Raw genomic sequence first — 16,541 nt, 5'->3', positions numbered from 1 at the left:
GGTATGAAATTGCCAAGCAACGCACAGATCAAAAAGATTGGGAATACGCTGAATTCTATTTCGGGCAGACCGATGAATATGAAATTCCGGTCTATGTGGAAAACAAGGCATACCTTGACAAGGCGAGGGAGTACCTTGATGCCAACGACTACAAAGCATGCGCAGTCTACCTTCGGACCGCTTTTGAAGCAATAATCAAGAGATTTTGTGACAAAAGGAATCTGCGGGTCAGATACTACGAAAATTCCAAGCGGCTGACGAGTGAAGATTTCTGGGATCCGATAAAAACTGGAACAAAAAGGGATGGCACCCCTTTTTTAGAAGATATACTCATCACGGAAATTGAGTTGTATCGAAGCCTTATCCTAAACCCGCTTAACCATTTCACTATCATAAATACCCCCAAGAGGGAAATTGAGGATGCCATTGAAGCAGTCGAATGGCTTAAAGATGCATTGACATAAGTCCAATAGAAAATTACCAGAGCAAACCGCACAGGCATTTTTCATTCATGAACATTGTACGCCTAATCCTCCTGAACCTTCTCGTTATCTCCAATTCCACCGGACAACCAAGTGTTACATTTACAGATGTCACAAAGGAAAGTGGCGTTACATTCCATCACCAGGACGGACGGAGTTACAAGAAATATTTCGTCGAAACGCTCGGTTCCGGTGTTGCCCTTTTTGATTATGACAACGACAACGATGTAGATATTTACCTCGTCAACGGCACGGATTTGGACGCATCAAACGCTGCTTCGGATGCGATGAATCGCCTCTATCGCAACGATGGGACGGGACACTTCACTGACGTAACCGAAGCCAGCGGCGTTGGACACCGAGGTTACGGTGTCGGTGCCTGTGTTGGGGACTACGATAACGACGGTTGGCTCGATCTGTACGTAACCAACTTTGGGGCTAACGTCCTTTACCGAAACAACGGCGATGGCACTTTCACGGATCGCACAACAGAAGCCGGGGTCCAAGTCCCTGAATGGAGCGCGGGATGTGCGTTTGCGGACGTGGATGCCGACGGCGATGTGGACCTCTACGTCGTGAATTACGTCAATTTCTCTGTAGAGACCCACACACCCTGTCGGGTCAACGGTATCTTAGTCTATTGCAGTCCACGCGTCTACGACGGGGTAAAAGACATCTTTTTTCGCAATAACGGCGACGGCACTTTTACAGAAAATACAGTGGCAGCAGGATTCGACAATGTTGCGGCGCGTGGGCTGGGTGCGACCTTTGCTGACTACGACGCTGACGGAGACGCGGATCTCTATGTTGCAAACGATGCAGATGCCAATTTCCTCTATAACAACAATGGCAGTGGAAAGTTTCAAGAACAGAGCCAATTCTCCGGCGTAGCACTGAGCGAACACGGATTGGTGGAAAACGGGATGGGGGTCGCATTCGGTGATTACGATAACGACACATGGTTAGACCTCACCGTCACTAACTTTCAGCATCAAACGAACACGCTCTACCACAGCGACAGTGGCGAATTCTTTACAGATCAGACCTATACCTCTGGCACTGGGGATGTCAGTCTACCCTATTTGGCATGGGGTGTGAATTTCTTCGATTTCGACCATGACGGATTTCAGGATATTTTTGTGGCGAATGGGCATATCCACGATAACGTAACGCTTATTGATAGCTCAACGACCTATGCGCAATTGAATCACCTGTTTTGGAATAACGGAAACGGCACTTTTACGGATGTCACAACATCAAGCGGGTCAGGACTTGCGTTGCAACGTTCCAGTCGCGGCAGTGCAGTCGGAGATTTAGACAACGACGGAGACCTCGATATTGTGGTGTCAAACGTCGGGGCAGTCGCGGATATTTTGCGAAACGACGGTGGGCATCGTTCAGGGAATTGGATAAATCTTAAACTGGTGGGGACTGTTTCCAACCGTGCTGCCATTGGGACGCGAGTTCTCCTCAAGATCGGTGATCATCAGCAGATACGAGAGGTCCAGAGTGGTTCAAGTTACCTCTCACAAAACGATTTGCGCCTACACTTCGGGATTGGCACACACAAACAGGTCGAATTGGAAATCCGGTGGCAGAGCGGTATCACTCAGCGATTTGAAGATGTACCTACGAATCGGTTTCTGAAAATTGTGGAGGGTGATAATCAAATCGAGTCGTATTAAGGGGCAGGGGTTGCAGCACACCGAAAACCGATAGTGAGATTTCGGGTTTCTGGACGCGCGTGAAATCGATACGCACACCGCATCTGATAGATGCCAAAAACATTGTTACTCCACGAACCGCCGCGCAAAACACGGGTTTGTCCCTCCTCAGGTCCCTGTGGATTTTCGCCTTGCGTCCGCTGGTAATAATCCGAGGCATACCAGTCAGCACACCACTCAAACACATTGCCCGCCATATCGGATAATCCGTACCCATTCGGTGGAAAATCTCCAACCGGCGAGGTCCAAAGCCACTTGTCTTTCCCCCAAGCTCCAGCAGTGTTTGCATGATTTCGAGAGGATTCGTTTCCCCAGGGATACTGCTGATTGGCGAGTCCACCGCGTGCCGCCTTCTCCCATTCCGCTTCCGTAGGCAAGCGTTTTCCTGCCCATTCGCAGTACGCTATAGCATCAGCGTAAGAGACCCCCACAACAGGGTGTGTGCCGTGTTTGGCACCGACAGGAAAGGATGCTTCAGTCCCTATATGTGGCGCGGATGTCCAATACTTCGGTGCCGGATGCCCGGTTGCGGCGATAAAAGCCGCATATTGGGCGTTGGTCACAGGATAGCGATCCATATAGAAAGCCGGAAGCGAAACAGCGTGCTGAGGCTGTTCGGCGTGGAAAAAATCGGCAGCGAGCCGGTCATCCTTGTCAATCAAAGCGGCAGTTTGTGCGGGTGTACTTCCCATGAGAGAACTCCCAGCTGGAATCAGCACCATCTCACTACTGTCTGTGTCATTGACGATGACAAGCAGGCGTTCAGTGAACCCTGCCTCCGTGGGAGTGAAAAAACAGATGCTCAAGCAGATAAAAATTAGTTTGCTTCTGATCCATGGGCGAGTTGTTTTGCGTTTCACATCCATAAGATTATTTTAACATTTTCGGTATTTATTGTCAAAAAAGAAGGACGGCGTTTCCTCTTTTTCCGTTGACGAGATCCGTCAAATATACTATGATATTCTGCACTCCAATACAACGCGCGTTTGATGGATGAGACGATGAAAATCAACACTGTCAATAAATTTCTACTCATCTCAGTTGATTGCTGGCGGTTCGATGCACTCAGTCGGACGAATCCCCTTTTTAATACGCCGAAGTTCGATCTGCTAACCAAGGATTTCTCGTTTGCTGAAAAGTTTTTTGTGTCGGCACCAGCGACCCGTCCGTCTCATACCTCCTATTTTACAGGCCTCTACCCCTTTGAACACGGTCTCTACGGACAGAGTTATCTCAAGATGTTCGAGGGGATTCCAAACCTATTTCAGATATTCAGTGATGCCGGCTATCATATCACGAGCCGTTCGGAACGTCCCGATGTGTTCCGCTTCCTCGACTATGAGCCATTTATTACAGAGGTCGATCCGAATGCAGAAGCACAACATCTCGGTTCGCTTGAGAACCTAATCCAACGGCTCAAGCAGCCTTCGGACGTGCCGCAATTTTGTTTCCTGCATTTCTGGTACGCACACGCTGAATACGGCATGAGCGGGATTCCGGGCGCGTCAAGCTTCGAGTATCTTGTTGATAACAGTAGGACGGATGAGGCGTTACGTATCTATTATGCCGCTGCGACGCATGTCCTGGAATTTAAGTTGGTCGAAATTCTGAAGCAACTTCAACTCTCAGAATGGGCGGTCTTCATCTTCGGGGACCACGGTGAAGGTATCTGCGATGAGATTATAAACCACGGTGCCACGCTCCATCAGAATGTGCTACACGTCCCGCTGTTAGTACATATTCCCGGCACAACGAATTTGGAATTCCCGGATCCACCCATTTCAGCGATTGATCTGTTCCCGACAATCACGAACCTTGCGGGTATTGATGTCAACTATCACGGATATGGACAAGATCTGTTATCTCCATCGGAAATTAATGACGATCGATTGGTCCTGTCGGAATTGGACACTCGCTTCGGGATCAGATTTCTCAACAAAAACAACTTGGAGATGCCACACCACCGCGTAACTTCTCGGACAACGGTTGATAACACAGAGATTAATAGGTTTTCGGAAGGAGTTCAACTCTGGTCGCTAACGGATGGTGAATATCTTTATCGTGAAGATGAAAATACGGGTGAGTTTGTGTATCGGGATGTGTTGAGCGGCGAAGATCTCACCTGCGAAGACCCAGACCGTTTCCGCAACGCGTATGACGAAATCCTGATGAACTCTAATTACCAGCACTTGCAAGCACAAGAATCTACGGTTGAGGAAACAGAGATTCTGGAAGATAGATTACGGGATCTCGGATATGTTGAGTAGGTTCAACGTTTACACTTGCGCGCCGTCAAGCGCGCTACTTCTAAGGAAAGGAAATTCTAAAAATGGCATTTACATTTGACCACGTCCATCTTCGGTGCGAGGACTTGGACAGAACAATCAGTTATTACGAAAATATGTTTGACGGCAAGGTCTTAGAAACAGTTGATGTCGGCAGATTAGAAGTCGTCCGTATGGAGATCGGCGGGGAACGGATATTCCTCTCCTCTAAATTAGAGGACATGGAGGTAGAAGATACCAGCGGCAATCCACGCTGGGGGCTCTTCCAACTTGCTTTCACTGTAGAAAACCTCGAGGCGACCGTCGAAGAACTCCAGGCGAAAGGCGCAGAACTCGACTATCTGCTACCTGAAATCAAAAGGGCGTTCTTTAACGGACCTGACAACGTTCATATCGAACTCATTGAGAGGTAATCGTTCTCAGAAACCGTACCCTCGTCCTAATACCATTTCTAAAAGTTTATCTCGCATTAACCGAACCGACTCACGTCACACCCAGTAGGTGCGGTTTCTAACCGCACCGAGCAGTGCTGAAAAATAGCCAACCTTTTAAGAGGAATTATCAATTAGATAGGACTTACGCACTCCCCTGGTAGGTGCGGTTTCCAACCGCACCGAACCCTGTTAGAAAGTGCCTTCACCATATCAAAATAGGCGTTCTGACCCAATTTTGCGTAAGTCCTGTTAGAATTGGTATAACAAATCGTGTTGGGTGAGGTCCTGTGCCTCACCCTTCTCTGTATCTGTCTATAGTGTATCGGTAATTAGCATCAAAAATGTTTAGGGTTTTTCCGAACTCACATTAGAATTATGATAGAAAAAGAATTTAGAAACGAAGATCCGCCCGGTAAGATTATTGCCCTTGTATTGTCTACCATTTCTCTCTACGGTGGGAATTCGCTCGCCGTTAAAATCAGTTTGCAAGGCATTCCGCCCCTGAAAATGGCATTTCTTCGTTATATATTAGGGGCTTTTGCTGTTGGTGGTGTGGGCTTTTTCCAGGGAATGTCGATGCGGTTGCGTTTTGAAGAAGTGCGCCGGTTGTCCGTCGTTGCGGTATTGCACGCATTTCATACCGTTCTGTTGAACATCGGCACTGAGCTCACTATCGCTTCTCGCTCAACCATTTTTTTCGCGCTTTACCCAATTTTTACTGTTGTATTCGGGCACTTTTGGCTTCCGGACGATCGGCTCTCTGTTAGGAAGATATTGGGGGTTCTCTCTGCCTTTGGTGGTGTCATTGCAGCTATCGCGCCGAACCTACGAGGCGGTGGCACCTTGGAGTATCTCAGCGGAGACCTGATTGTGACACTGGCTGCCTGTCTCTTTGGACTCCGCATTACACTCACGAAGGTGTTTGTTCAAGACATTTACCCGCACCGACTCCTCGTCTGGTTGTTAGGTTTAAATATTCCCTGTTTTCTGGTTTTAAGTTATTTCTTCGAGCGTGGGAAACCAATTGCATTGACGTTGGCAAACGGAGCAGGCATGCTCTATCAAGGCTGGATACTCACCGGTTTCTGCTTTTTGACGTTGACATGGGTGCTAAGAAAATACAAAGCGAGCAAATTGACAGTCTTGTATTTTTTCATGCCTGTGTCCGGTGTATTATTTAGCAACCTGCTTTTAGGCGACGAACTGCCGTTGAGTGTATTAGCAGGAACTGTATTGATAGCAGGAGGCATTTATCTTGTAAATCTGAGGCGTTAAAGAAAGAAACCTTGACAACCAGTAATAAAATAGATTATAATTAAAGGAACTTCTATAATATACGGAGGTAACAGCCGTGCGAAAAATTGCTATTCCTTTTTTCCTGATAATGTCGATATTGCTGCTGTGTCAGGTGAGCAACGCGGCACTCCTCATAGCAGACGACTTTGATGGTAAACTCAATAATAAATACTGGAAGGGCCAAGATGAGTCCTGGGATGTGAACAAAGGTCATCTGGAAATCCACAGAGTTGGCGGAGACGGCAACGGTGAAATCGATTTTGGATACGGATTGATAGAATTTGAAGATTTCGGGCTCCGTTTCGATTTTCATCTGCTCGTCGATCCTTTTGCCAGTAAGATGGAACTCCTGTTTCGGGCAAACATAGATTACCACTTCTATCAACTGATTATCACACCCGCGGATGGCGCAGGTCGTCCGAATTCGGCGCGCTGGTACAAACGTGAAGGCAACGATCGGGGCACCTGGAACGAGTATCGCGAACTCAGAGCCGAATTCCCGTTCGAGGTCCTATCAAAACAGTGGTATACGATTGCACTGCTTGGAGATGGGAACAACTTTGAACTCTACATCAAAGAACAAGGGGCACTTATCTTTGATAAGGTCATTGAATGGTCGGATCCGAAAAACCTTCATCCGAAAGGTGTTCTCGGAATTCACACCAATCAGCTCCAACACTACTATATTGATAACCTCTATCTTTATGACAATCCGCGCGAGATTAACCTCGCTGTTGAACCCGAAGGTAAACTTGCCCTCACATGGGCAAGCCTCAAACGGTAGCGTTCAGTTTCAAGAAAACACAAACCCCTAAACTTCGTTCTAAAAAGGAGGCTCAATCGCCGTGAAACAACTTTTCCTAATCTCAGTGCTCAGCCTATCGCTTTTCGCGCTTGCTTTGACAAGTGGGTTTGCAGCAGACCTCGCCCTCTATTCGGGGCCCACGAACTCCGGCTGGATTTCACAAGACGCTGCTATTGCAAACGCTGATGCAATCATGAATGACGACCGAATGCAAGCCATTTTCGAGAGTATTGAAAACTACGGAGATGGCGACGAGGTCGGTTCGGATTCCCCGTTAGGACAATGGATGATAGCGCACACCGGGAATGGACAGCAAGATGTCTTTATTGCTGCGTCCGGAACGGCACCAAGCGCGGTCTATCAATTCCCAAACGTAGATCCGGACGGCTCCAATATCGAAAATTTCATTGAAGATGGAAACGTCTTCATTAACGTAGCAGACTGGCTCCTGTATATGAGTTATGAAGGCGGCACGCGGAGTGCCGATAACGGCGCAGCAGGCGCTGCGAACGTCTTTGACATCGACGGTCTCAGCTTCGGCAACCGAGGGGGACCGCAGGTACCCACAGCCGATGGGGAAACATACATCCCATCGTTGGAGGGATTTCAGTCAGATAGACCGTGGCATCTCGAACAGTTTGACGGCACCGATTGGGAAGTCACGGCTTTCGCGCTCTCAGACGATGATCCCAACACTGCTGACCCGGCAGTCGCTGTCAATACAACTTATGGCGGCGTTATCGCCGCGATGTGGCAGAAAGCACAACCGGATTGGGAAGGAGATGACCCGCGCGCAGGCGGCGTTATCGAATTTATCGCCAACTGGCTCATGGAACACGGAAGTATCGCAACACCGGTAGAGGCACAAGACAAAATAGCGACAACTTGGGGCAGGATTAAATCCGGTCAATAGTTGTTTTTTATAGGACTTATGCATGCCATTGGTAGGTGCGGTTTCCAACCGCACCCGGATTTTCCGATAGAAAGTGCCTTTATCATATCAGAATGCACGTTCTGACCCAATTTTGCGTAAGTCCTACTTTCAAATAACTGGGACAGCGCACAGACGCGCTACCCGCATAACAATTCACTCACATACTGATGGCAACCAAAAAGGAGGTTTTGCACATCATGAAAGTCTATGTAGGTATAGCCCTATTCGCTCTTTTGAGCTGCGTGGGTATAGTTTCAGCCAACGACCTGGCGTTTTACTCAGGACCGACCAATCCGGGTTGGATCTCTGACGGCGCAGTCGCCGAAAATGTCAGGGCAATCAAAGACGATCCTGGTGTTAAGGCACTGTTTAACAGCATCGAAGATTTCGGTGATGGCGATGAAGAAGGCGACAACTCGCCGCTCGCCCAATGGTGCGTAGCGCACACAGGCAACGGGCAACAAGACGTTATTATTCTCGCTTGTGGCACGACACCAAGCGCGCTTTATCCGTTCCCAAACAAAGAGCCGGATGGTTCAAATGTAGAAAACTTCATCGAGGAAGGCAACGTCGTCATTAACGTGGCAGACTGGATCTTCTACATGAGTTATGAAGGCGGCGTGCGGAGTCCAGATAACGGGGCAGCAGGTGCCGCGAATGTCTTTGATATTCCTGGGTTAAGCTTCGGCGACCGGGGTGCTAATTTTGAAGCAACCGACCTCGGTAAAAAGGTCATTCCTTCGTTCAAACCGTATAAATCCACCCGTCCGTGGCATCTTGAACAGTTCGACGGTTCGGATTGGGATGTCGTCGTTTTTGCCGAAGCAGATAAGAACACGGCAGATCCAGCCGTTGCAGTCAGTAAGACCCCCGGCGGAGATGGAACGGGTATGATTGCAGCGATGTGGCAAGCAGCAGCACCCGTTTGGGCTGATAAACCCGATATTCGAGGCGTTGGCGTCGCTGAATTCATTAACAACTGGCTTGCGGATGAAGGTTCGTTCGATGTTCAAGCCAAAAACAAGTTAGCAACAACTTGGGGCACACTCAAGCAGACTCGCTAATTTCGCATATCTTACCGTTGAGATAGCATTGCGTTGTCTTGACATCTACTATAAAAAAATGCCTCTGTGCTGTTCAAGTAGTGCAGAGGCATTTCTTTTTTAGAGTTGCATATAGTCAGAAAAGTAGTATAATACCATTTCTAAAAGTTTATCTCGCATTAACCGAACCCACTCACACCACACCCGGTAGGTGCGGTTTCTAACCGCACCGAGCATCGCTGAAAAATAGTCAACCTTTTAAGAGGAATTATCAATTAGAATTGGTATAATGGTAATAAAAAATGTTTTTTTTCAAATTATGCACCCTTTCCGCTCTAAAATTGTGTCTTTAAACAATGTAGCATAGACTGTGAGTCTGTGCATCTTCTTCTGTAGCATAGTTTCCTATGAAGTTATGCCTTCCGGAGGGTCATCCGATGAAACATACGACACTAAAACTGTTTTTCGTTATCGTCTCGGTCGCGCTGTGCCAGTCCGTGTGTCCAAGCTTCGTAGATGCCGCGACGACCAGAGAAATCGTCTTTACATCAACCCGAGATGGAAATAAAGAAATTTACGTCATGAATTCTGATGGGAGCAAGCAGGTCAATTTAACGCGACATCGCGCTGACGATTTTGATCCGACTTGGTCGCCGGATAGAACACGGATCCTGTTTGTTTCGGACCGCGCCGCGCGGGTACGCGATCTGTATCTCATGGACGCAGACGGAACAAATGTCCGACGCGTCTTTCGTCGCATAAAACACAGAGAGCAGCCGACATGGTCCCCTGATGGAAGATTTATTGCGTATGTAACCCCTGAAGAGAATGCTATAAAAATTGCCACAGCAACCGGACACGCTGAGAGACATTTGACATTGACAAGCTGGGGAGGTGTTAACCCAGAATGGTCTCCTGACGGTTCAGAAATTGCTTACGATTGGAAAGGGAGTGGCAACATGCGGCTTATTAATGTGAACACCAAAGCTCCGCGCGTGCTGCTGCCAGAACTGAAGAAATTTGTGAGGTGGCAGCCTGCTTGGTCGCCTACCGGAGACAGGCTCGCTTTTGCCGCCCTCAAGTGGCCCGAAAATCACGTGGGAGCCCTGAGAGTAGACGACAAGTTGTCGCTTTACATCGCCAACCGAGATGGTACCCGGGTAAAGCACCTTGTTAAAGAACCGATTGTCAACCATCCCACTTGGTCTACAGACGGCAGTGAGATTCTCTATGAAAAACGCTTTGACGATGCCCGAAGAGAGCGACAACTCTTTAAGATTAGCGTGGAAGGCGGTAGGCCACAGCAACTCACAAGTAAAGGCAGCAATTACCAAGCGGATTGGACACCTGATATCTCCCCATTGCCCGTTGAACCCGCAGCATCTTCATTGACAACGGTATGGGGAAAAATGAAGCGCGAATAGTATCATGAACACCGATTAGACATTCAAGTTGCTGCTATCGGATATGGCGATAGAGCCTCGCAAGCTTCCCTGGCGAAACGCCGACAAAATAGAGCAAAGTCATAAGCCAGTTGTTCAGCGTTGTTCTAACAATCCCTCTTGCTTCCCAACGCCGGGCAGATATATGGATATAGGGCGTAAGCAGCGTTGTCTTGCCGAGTCGCCGTAGCTTCCTTGAAAATTCCATTTCCTCGAAAATCGGTACATTTGGAAAACCCCCAATTTTTTCAAAATCCGTTCGTGTGAGGAAAATGCCGCTATCCCCATAAAACACCCTCAGATACCTGCCTCGGATGTCGCCAGCTATTTCAATGAGGCGATATAGCACACTCTTTCCATCAATCTTCTGACGAAACCCTCCACCGACATAACCCGAAGAGAGTGCCCACACTACCGCTGCCAATGCTCCCGATTCAAGCCAAATATCGGCGTGCAAGAAAATCAGAATCTCACCTGTTGCCGCCGCTGCCCCCGCATTCAACTGCTTTGCCCTACCACGCTCAGATGTAATCACTCTCCCATATTTTTCTGCGATACCCACCGAAGCATCCGTACTCCCACCGTCAACAACAATAAGTTCGTGAGATCCCATTTCTGGCTGAAGCTGGGAGAGCGTTTTTTCCAGAATCTTCGCCTCGTTCAGAATCGGCATAATCACCGAAATTTTCTGTAATGTCTCCATCGCGAACTAAAGCGGCGTTTTTAAAAACTGGTTTAGTGCAAGTATCGGAAAGACAGACGCATAAATCGGATCGGCATATCCACCAATAATCTCCCAATAGATACCGACAGACTGCTCGGGCCATGAACCGTCTTCCCGTTGATCTTTGAGCAAAAAGGCGATACCGTCTTGAACCGCACGCCTCTCTGGCGCAGCAAGTAGCAGGGAGTATGTGCTCCACGCCGTCTGTTCCACTGTGCTTTCAGTCGGGTTTCCGAACATATCTTCCCCCCAACCACCATCTGCGTTTTGACTGCGCGCCAACCATTCAACACCGCGCTGGACTTCAGGTACATCCTTCAGACCGACCTTGACAAGTGCGATAATAGCGCACGCCGTCCCGTAGGTATTTTTCGCTAACCAGAGGTCCCCCCAATAGCCTTCTCGATTAATTTGCTTGCGAAGCCAGTCGATGCCTCGCCCCATCTCCCGACGCATATCGAGTTTATCCGCAACATCACTCCGCTCCAATTCAAAGAGTGCTTCAATTGCATGTGCCGTGATACTCACGCATCCAACATCTCCCTGTCCGGGTTGATAGGTGCTCCATCCGCCATCGCGGCTTTGCTGCGTCTTTAGCCATGAAACACCCCGGCGAATCGAATGATCTAAAGCACCTCGGTCAACCGCTGGACTCACACGAAGCGAACGGATGAGTGCTAAAGTGCCGAGCGCGGTATCGTCGGCATCGCTTGGAAGTGTGCTATCGTCCAATCCAGAGAATGCCCAACCCCCATCAGCATTTTGATGTTGAACGAGCCACTGTGCGGCGCGCCCCACCTCATCGGTGAGCTCAAGATTCAGCGGCGCGGTCCCATCATTTACAGAACCCAACTCCGTCAGCGTCATAATGCTTAAAGCAGTATCCCAAACATTCAAGTTCAACGCCTCTCTGCACCCACCATCAGGATTTCTGGTGGTCCGAAGCCAGTCAATACCACGCTGGATAAACGCGGCGGTACCTTCGTCGGGTTCCCACTTTTTCTCCAATTCAATGAGTGCCAAAACGGAAAGTGCTGTGATATAGTTCACGCGAAACCAACTGCCATCACTCAGGACACGCGATTTCAGCCAAGCAACGAGCGACGCAATCATCTCAGGACGACGCGTGGCGTTTAGTTCAATTAAAATAAAAACAGGAACAAGCGTATGCTGTTCAGCGATGAAGAGGGCATCAAACATTGGGGTATTGAACAACGCCACAGGCGGCAAACGATGCCGTGGCGGTTTCAATCGACTGCCAAGGAACGGAATCTTCGTCAATTGTCTGGCAAGTCTCATAAGGGGTAGCGCATTTTCTGAGAGTGTAAGCTCGTTCCAATCGAACTGATCAAAAGCCGCATAGGCTAATTTGACCAGGGCGAGATGGGGCGGGAGTTTTGGGACAGACGCAAGCAGATCCTGGAGGGACGGGTCTGACGAACGTAGGTGAATCTGTTCCAGAATTAAACGGGCAAACCGGGTCGCTTCAGCGTTGGATATCCTCGCCGTATCCAACCCCCAATACCCCTCTTCGTTCCGATTCGCGACAAACCATTCGGTGAGATTCGGGTCCGGCGTTTCACCTTGCGCAAGTTGAATCCAAGCATACGCACAAGTCGGGAAGGTACTTGAGGAAAGTTGCCCCTCAAAAACACCTTCTTCGCGTTGTTGTGCGAGCAAAGCGGCAACCCCGCGTCCTAAAGCAGATATAACTTGTTTTTTCATGATTTCCCATCGTAGGTTTTGACGTATATGGTAAACTTGAAAACTATGGTGGATCCTAAAAATAAATACACACTTTCGCCCCAGGCCCGGTAGGTGCGGTTTCTAACCGCACCGTTGCAAAGTGTCCAGTTAATTCTAAAATCTACCATAGTTTAGCATACAAACACCATAAACGTCAAATTTTTAGATAAGAACCAGGGCCGTTTAGTTTTACATATTTACTTTAAAAATCTTACTATAGTTTGGACAATTTCTGCGAGGCCAATGCTCATTTTCAAAGCACTTCTGATTTTTCTTCAAGTGTCATACAAAACCCAACTCAGAGAAAAATAAACGCAAATGGAACAAAACGCAAGCCCCCGGTGAATGCCACACGCGCATTCATACCGTTGATTCCGGGGCGGAATGTTTATAGAAACGATACCTCCCCCAGGATCCAAGCCCCAGCGGGGCGATATGTGTATCCCGTTTAAAATTGTCCAAAGTTTAGTAAATATTTAGACAAAGTTTGCGCTACAATCGTAGAGTTCTGCAAATCCTTGAATCTGATCTATCCTGATTCTGACAACCTCCGCTGACCGCTAAATCGGTAGGCGAGGTTTCCCAACCTCGCCAGTTCGCAGCCTACAAAATCTACGATAAAGCCTCCGACAAAAAAACTTGACTTTTTCCGCACCATTAGGTATCATAATTTTTTAAGTAGGCAGTCATCACAAAATCCGATAAATCCCGCCTCTATTATCCCAGTTCGGAGAGGAGACCAATATGGCAGAAACGGTACAAACGTATTTTACTACCGAAACCAGCAGTAAACCAACTAACACCAACTTCCAAAGCATACTGGATTACATCCGCGAAAAAGCCCGATCTGAACGCCAAAAAGGTGAGCTTTTCGAGCAGTTGATGCAGCAATATTTCAGCGAAGACCCCGATTACAAAGACCAATTTTCCAAAGTCTATCTCTGGAAAGAGTGGGCACCACTCCAACCAGAATTTGATGGCACTGATATAGGCGTTGACCTCGTTGCCCAAAAACACAATGGCGAATTTTGCGCGATCCAGTGTAAATGCTATGCCCCTGAAACTCGGATTTCCATGGGCGATCTCAATTCATTTCTCTCTACAGCCTCCCTACCCGCTTTTGCCGACAACACTCGAATTCTCGTAAATACCGGTGGTGAACTGGGACCGAATGCGCTCAGATTGATACAACCATTGGGAAACAAGTTTCGCATTGTTCGCTTTAGTGAGCTTGAAGACAGTCCGTTTGATTGGCCCGACCTAAGCCTACAGGATCCCGAACAACTCACCTATAAACAGAGACGCTTCCATCTCAAGGATCATCAAAAAGAGGCATTTGACGATGTTATCAACGGCTTTAAAGAATCAGATCGCGGCAAACTGATTATGGCGTGCGGCACCGGCAAGACTTTTACAGCACTCAGAATTGCTGAGCACATCGCGGGAACCGAGGGCAGAGTACTATATCTCGTGCCTTCTATCAGTCTACTTTCACAAGCGATGCGAGAATGGTCAGATCAACGAAGTATACCACACAGTTATATCGGTATCTGCTCCGATACAAGTGCCGGCAAGACAAGCGAAGATGCCTCCATTCAGGAACTCAAGATTGACGTAAACACAGATCCTTCATTAATCCTCCATACGCTACAGAACCCCGACAGCAGTAAAATGACAGTTGTTTTCTGCACATATCAGTCGCTACCACTCATTGAGGAAGTGCAGAACAATGGCGCACCTCAATTTGATATTATCTTTTGTGATGAAGCACACAGAACCACCGGTGTCGATAAGCCTGGAGATAGAACCTCACCGTTCGTGCTCGTTCACGATGAAAATCGTATCCGCGCCAGTAAACGCCTCTATATGACTGCCACGCCAAAACTTTATACCGAAAGTGCAAGAACCAAGGCAGCAGACTATAATATTGACGTGTTCTCTATGGATGACGAGGAAAAATACGGACCACAGTTTCACCGGCTTCCCTTCTCCAGAGCCGTTGAGATAGGTGAACTCTCCGACTACAAAGTCGCTATCTTTGGCATATCTGAATATGAAGTCAATTCGGCATTAGCAGGCAACACTGGCAGATACGGTAGCGAAATCAACATCAACGATGCCACGCGAATCATCGGGTGTTGGCGCGCATTGCAAAACCCTGAAAACAAGAAGAAAGATGACGAAACGCTTCAACCCTTGAGACGCGTTATCGCATTCACAAACAGAATTGACGAGTCAAAGGCTTTGGCGCACTATTGGAATAATATTATTGAGGATGCCATTGAAAAACTACCCGAAGATGAACATCCGACTAACTTTAAATGCGAAACCAAGCACGTTGACGGAACAGACCACGCATTGAATCGAAGAGCACGCCTGGATTGGCTAAAAGGTGATGTTGATGGGGTTTGCCGTATTCTCTCCAATGCAAGATGCCTCTCGGAAGGGATTGATGTTCCTGCCCTCGATGCCGTGATTTTCTATAAACCCCGAAAGTCCCATATTGACGTTGTTCAAGCAGTGGGGCGCGTTATGCGGAAGGTACCGGGAAAGCAATTCGGTTATGTCATATTGCCCGTCGCTATCCCCGACGATAAAGACCCCGCTGAAGCTCTTAATGACAATGAAAGGTTCTCGAATGTCTGGAGCGTTCTGAACGCGCTCCGTTCACATGATGACAGATTTGACGGTAAAATCAACAGTGTTGACTACAATAAAGAACTACCGGATTCTATTGTCATCGGCGGCAAAGGAGATGGTGACTCCGATTGGGTTGGCGAACAACTCTCACTTTTACCAATTGAAATTCCTGTTGAAGCGATACTCTCAAAAATCGTAGAGAAGTGTGGCGACAAGCGATACTGGGAGAACTGGGCGAAGGATGTTGCCGAGATTTTTGACCGACTTGTGGACCGCGTTCAAAATCTATTGGATGATCCTGAAAACGATGCGTTGAGCGAGTGGTTTGAAAGTTTCCACGCTGAGTTGAAAAAGACTATCAACACATCGATCACCCGCGACAATGCCATTGATATGATGGCACAGCACATCCTGACTAGCCCCGTTTTTGATGCACTTTTTGAAGACTACGACTTTTCATCTGGTAACCCTGTTGCGATTGCATTGAATACCCTACAAAAGGATTTTGTGGAATTCGGTCTTGAGAGCGAGACACGTGATTTGCAAGGGTTCTATGACAGTGTGCGGACGCGTGCCAATGGGGTCAAGAGTAGTGAAGGGCGGCAGGCGGTGCTATCAGATCTCTACGAGCAGTTTTTCAAAAAAGCACTAAAGAAAGAATCTGAACGGCTCGGTATTGCTTATACCCCCATTCCGCTTGTGGACTTCATCTTGCATAGTGTCAATGACATCTTACAAGAGGAGTTTGGAAAAACCATCAGCGATGAAGGTGTCCATGTACTTGATCCATTCACCGGCACCGGCACATTCATTGTGCAGCTCCTACAATCTGGACTTATCCGGCACGAAGATCTCGATCGGAAATACCGTGAAGAACTCCACGCAAACGAGATCCTCTTACTTGCCTACTACATCGCATCTGTCAATATTGAATAGGACTTACGCAAAATTAGAAAATGAGTTGATATATTCTCAGTCGTCGCTTA

13 protein-coding genes are annotated in these 16,541 nt (G+C 47.9%); 10 read left to right on the top strand and 3 right to left on the bottom strand.

Annotated elements, in window-relative coordinates; translation table 11 throughout:
• A partial coding sequence (locus OXN25_10390) for a hypothetical protein (protein ID MDE0425267.1) occupies positions 1 to 464 on the top strand: 464 nt, incomplete at its 5' end.
• A gap of 47 nt (positions 465 to 511) precedes the next feature.
• Positions 512 to 2,167, top strand: a complete 1,656-nt coding sequence (locus OXN25_10385) for a CRTAC1 family protein (GenBank protein MDE0425266.1) — start codon at positions 512 to 514, stop codon at positions 2,165 to 2,167.
• On the opposite strand, the gene OXN25_10380 is transcribed toward OXN25_10385, so the two are convergent.
• Positions 2,164 to 3,072, bottom strand: coding sequence for a formylglycine-generating enzyme family protein (locus OXN25_10380; protein MDE0425265.1), 909 nt, complete (start codon positions 3,070 to 3,072; stop codon positions 2,164 to 2,166). The two genes, OXN25_10385 and OXN25_10380, sit on opposite strands and share 4 nt — an antisense overlap.
• A 135-nt stretch (positions 3,073 to 3,207) precedes the next feature.
• Between OXN25_10380 and OXN25_10375 the strand changes: the two genes are divergently transcribed.
• The 7 genes from OXN25_10375 (at position 3,208) to OXN25_10345 (ending at position 10,427) form a co-directional block, all read left to right on the top strand.
• Positions 3,208 to 4,473 carry a sulfatase-like hydrolase/transferase gene (locus OXN25_10375; GenBank protein ID MDE0425264.1) on the top strand — a complete coding sequence of 422 codons (1,266 nt, stop codon included), beginning with the start codon at positions 3,208 to 3,210 and terminating at the stop codon, positions 4,471 to 4,473.
• 62 nt (positions 4,474 to 4,535) lie between these two features.
• Positions 4,536 to 4,904 (top strand): VOC family protein, encoded by a 369-nt coding sequence (locus OXN25_10370; GenBank protein ID MDE0425263.1) that lies wholly within the window; start codon positions 4,536 to 4,538, stop codon positions 4,902 to 4,904.
• A 396-nt stretch (positions 4,905 to 5,300) separates the two neighbouring features.
• Entirely contained in the window at positions 5,301 to 6,200 is a 900-nt protein-coding gene (locus OXN25_10365; GenBank protein MDE0425262.1) for a DMT family transporter, read from the top strand.
• 76 nt (positions 6,201 to 6,276) lie between these two features.
• Positions 6,277 to 7,005, top strand: coding sequence for a hypothetical protein (locus tag OXN25_10360; protein MDE0425261.1), 729 nt, complete (start codon positions 6,277 to 6,279; stop codon positions 7,003 to 7,005).
• A 61-nt stretch (positions 7,006 to 7,066) separates the two neighbouring features.
• Positions 7,067 to 7,939, top strand: a complete 873-nt coding sequence (locus OXN25_10355; protein MDE0425260.1) for a hypothetical protein — start codon at positions 7,067 to 7,069, stop codon at positions 7,937 to 7,939.
• A gap of 218 nt (positions 7,940 to 8,157) precedes the next feature.
• Positions 8,158 to 9,024, top strand: a complete 867-nt coding sequence (locus tag OXN25_10350) for a hypothetical protein (protein ID MDE0425259.1) — start codon at positions 8,158 to 8,160, stop codon at positions 9,022 to 9,024.
• 416 nt (positions 9,025 to 9,440) lie between these two features.
• Entirely contained in the window at positions 9,441 to 10,427 is a 987-nt protein-coding gene (locus OXN25_10345) for a hypothetical protein (GenBank protein ID MDE0425258.1), read from the top strand.
• A 34-nt stretch (positions 10,428 to 10,461) separates the two neighbouring features.
• Here the strand turns inward: OXN25_10345 and OXN25_10340 are convergent, their stop codons facing one another.
• Together OXN25_10340 and OXN25_10335 are read right to left on the bottom strand one after the other, a co-directional pair.
• A complete protein-coding gene (locus OXN25_10340; protein MDE0425257.1) occupies positions 10,462 to 11,118 on the bottom strand; it encodes a TIGR04283 family arsenosugar biosynthesis glycosyltransferase in 657 nt (218 codons plus the stop codon).
• 36 nt (positions 11,119 to 11,154) lie between these two features.
• The gene (locus OXN25_10335; protein ID MDE0425256.1) at positions 11,155 to 12,894 is read right to left on the bottom strand and encodes a hypothetical protein; all 1,740 of its coding nucleotides are present in this window, start codon (positions 12,892 to 12,894) and stop codon (positions 11,155 to 11,157) included.
• 765 nt (positions 12,895 to 13,659) lie between these two features.
• On the opposite strand from OXN25_10335, the gene OXN25_10330 reads away from it, so the two are divergent.
• Complete coding sequence (locus OXN25_10330) at positions 13,660 to 16,491, top strand: DEAD/DEAH box helicase family protein (GenBank protein MDE0425255.1); 2,832 nt, start codon at positions 13,660 to 13,662, stop codon at positions 16,489 to 16,491.
• Positions 16,492 to 16,541 lie beyond the last annotated feature (50 nt).

Source organism: Candidatus Poribacteria bacterium, from assembly GCA_028820845.1.
Classification (GTDB): Bacteria; Poribacteria; WGA-4E; order WGA-4E; family WGA-3G; genus WGA-3G.
This window is presented reverse-complemented; position numbering and strand designations above follow the sequence as displayed.

Bases quoted from the DNA above. Each gene is read 5' to 3' on its own strand.
- OXN25_10365 (MDE0425262.1), top strand. From the start codon at position 5,301: ATGATAGAAAAAGAATTTAGAAACGAAGATCCGCCCGGTAAGATTATT.
- OXN25_10350 (MDE0425259.1), top strand. From the start codon at position 8,158: ATGAAAGTCTATGTAGGTATAGCCCTATTCGCTCTTTTGAGCTGCGTG.
- OXN25_10370 (MDE0425263.1), top strand. From the start codon at position 4,536: ATGGCATTTACATTTGACCACGTCCATCTTCGGTGCGAGGACTTGGAC.
- OXN25_10330 (MDE0425255.1), top strand. From the start codon at position 13,660: ATGGCAGAAACGGTACAAACGTATTTTACTACCGAAACCAGCAGTAAA.
- OXN25_10340 (MDE0425257.1), bottom strand. From the start codon at position 11,118: ATGCCGATTCTGAACGAGGCGAAGATTCTGGAAAAAACGCTCTCCCAG.
- OXN25_10380 (MDE0425265.1), bottom strand. From the start codon at position 3,072: ATGGATGTGAAACGCAAAACAACTCGCCCATGGATCAGAAGCAAACTA.
- OXN25_10375 (MDE0425264.1), top strand. From the start codon at position 3,208: ATGAAAATCAACACTGTCAATAAATTTCTACTCATCTCAGTTGATTGC.
- OXN25_10385 (MDE0425266.1), top strand. From the start codon at position 512: ATGAACATTGTACGCCTAATCCTCCTGAACCTTCTCGTTATCTCCAAT.
- OXN25_10335 (MDE0425256.1), bottom strand. From the start codon at position 12,894: ATGAAAAAACAAGTTATATCTGCTTTAGGACGCGGGGTTGCCGCTTTG.
- OXN25_10345 (MDE0425258.1), top strand. From the start codon at position 9,441: ATGAAACATACGACACTAAAACTGTTTTTCGTTATCGTCTCGGTCGCG.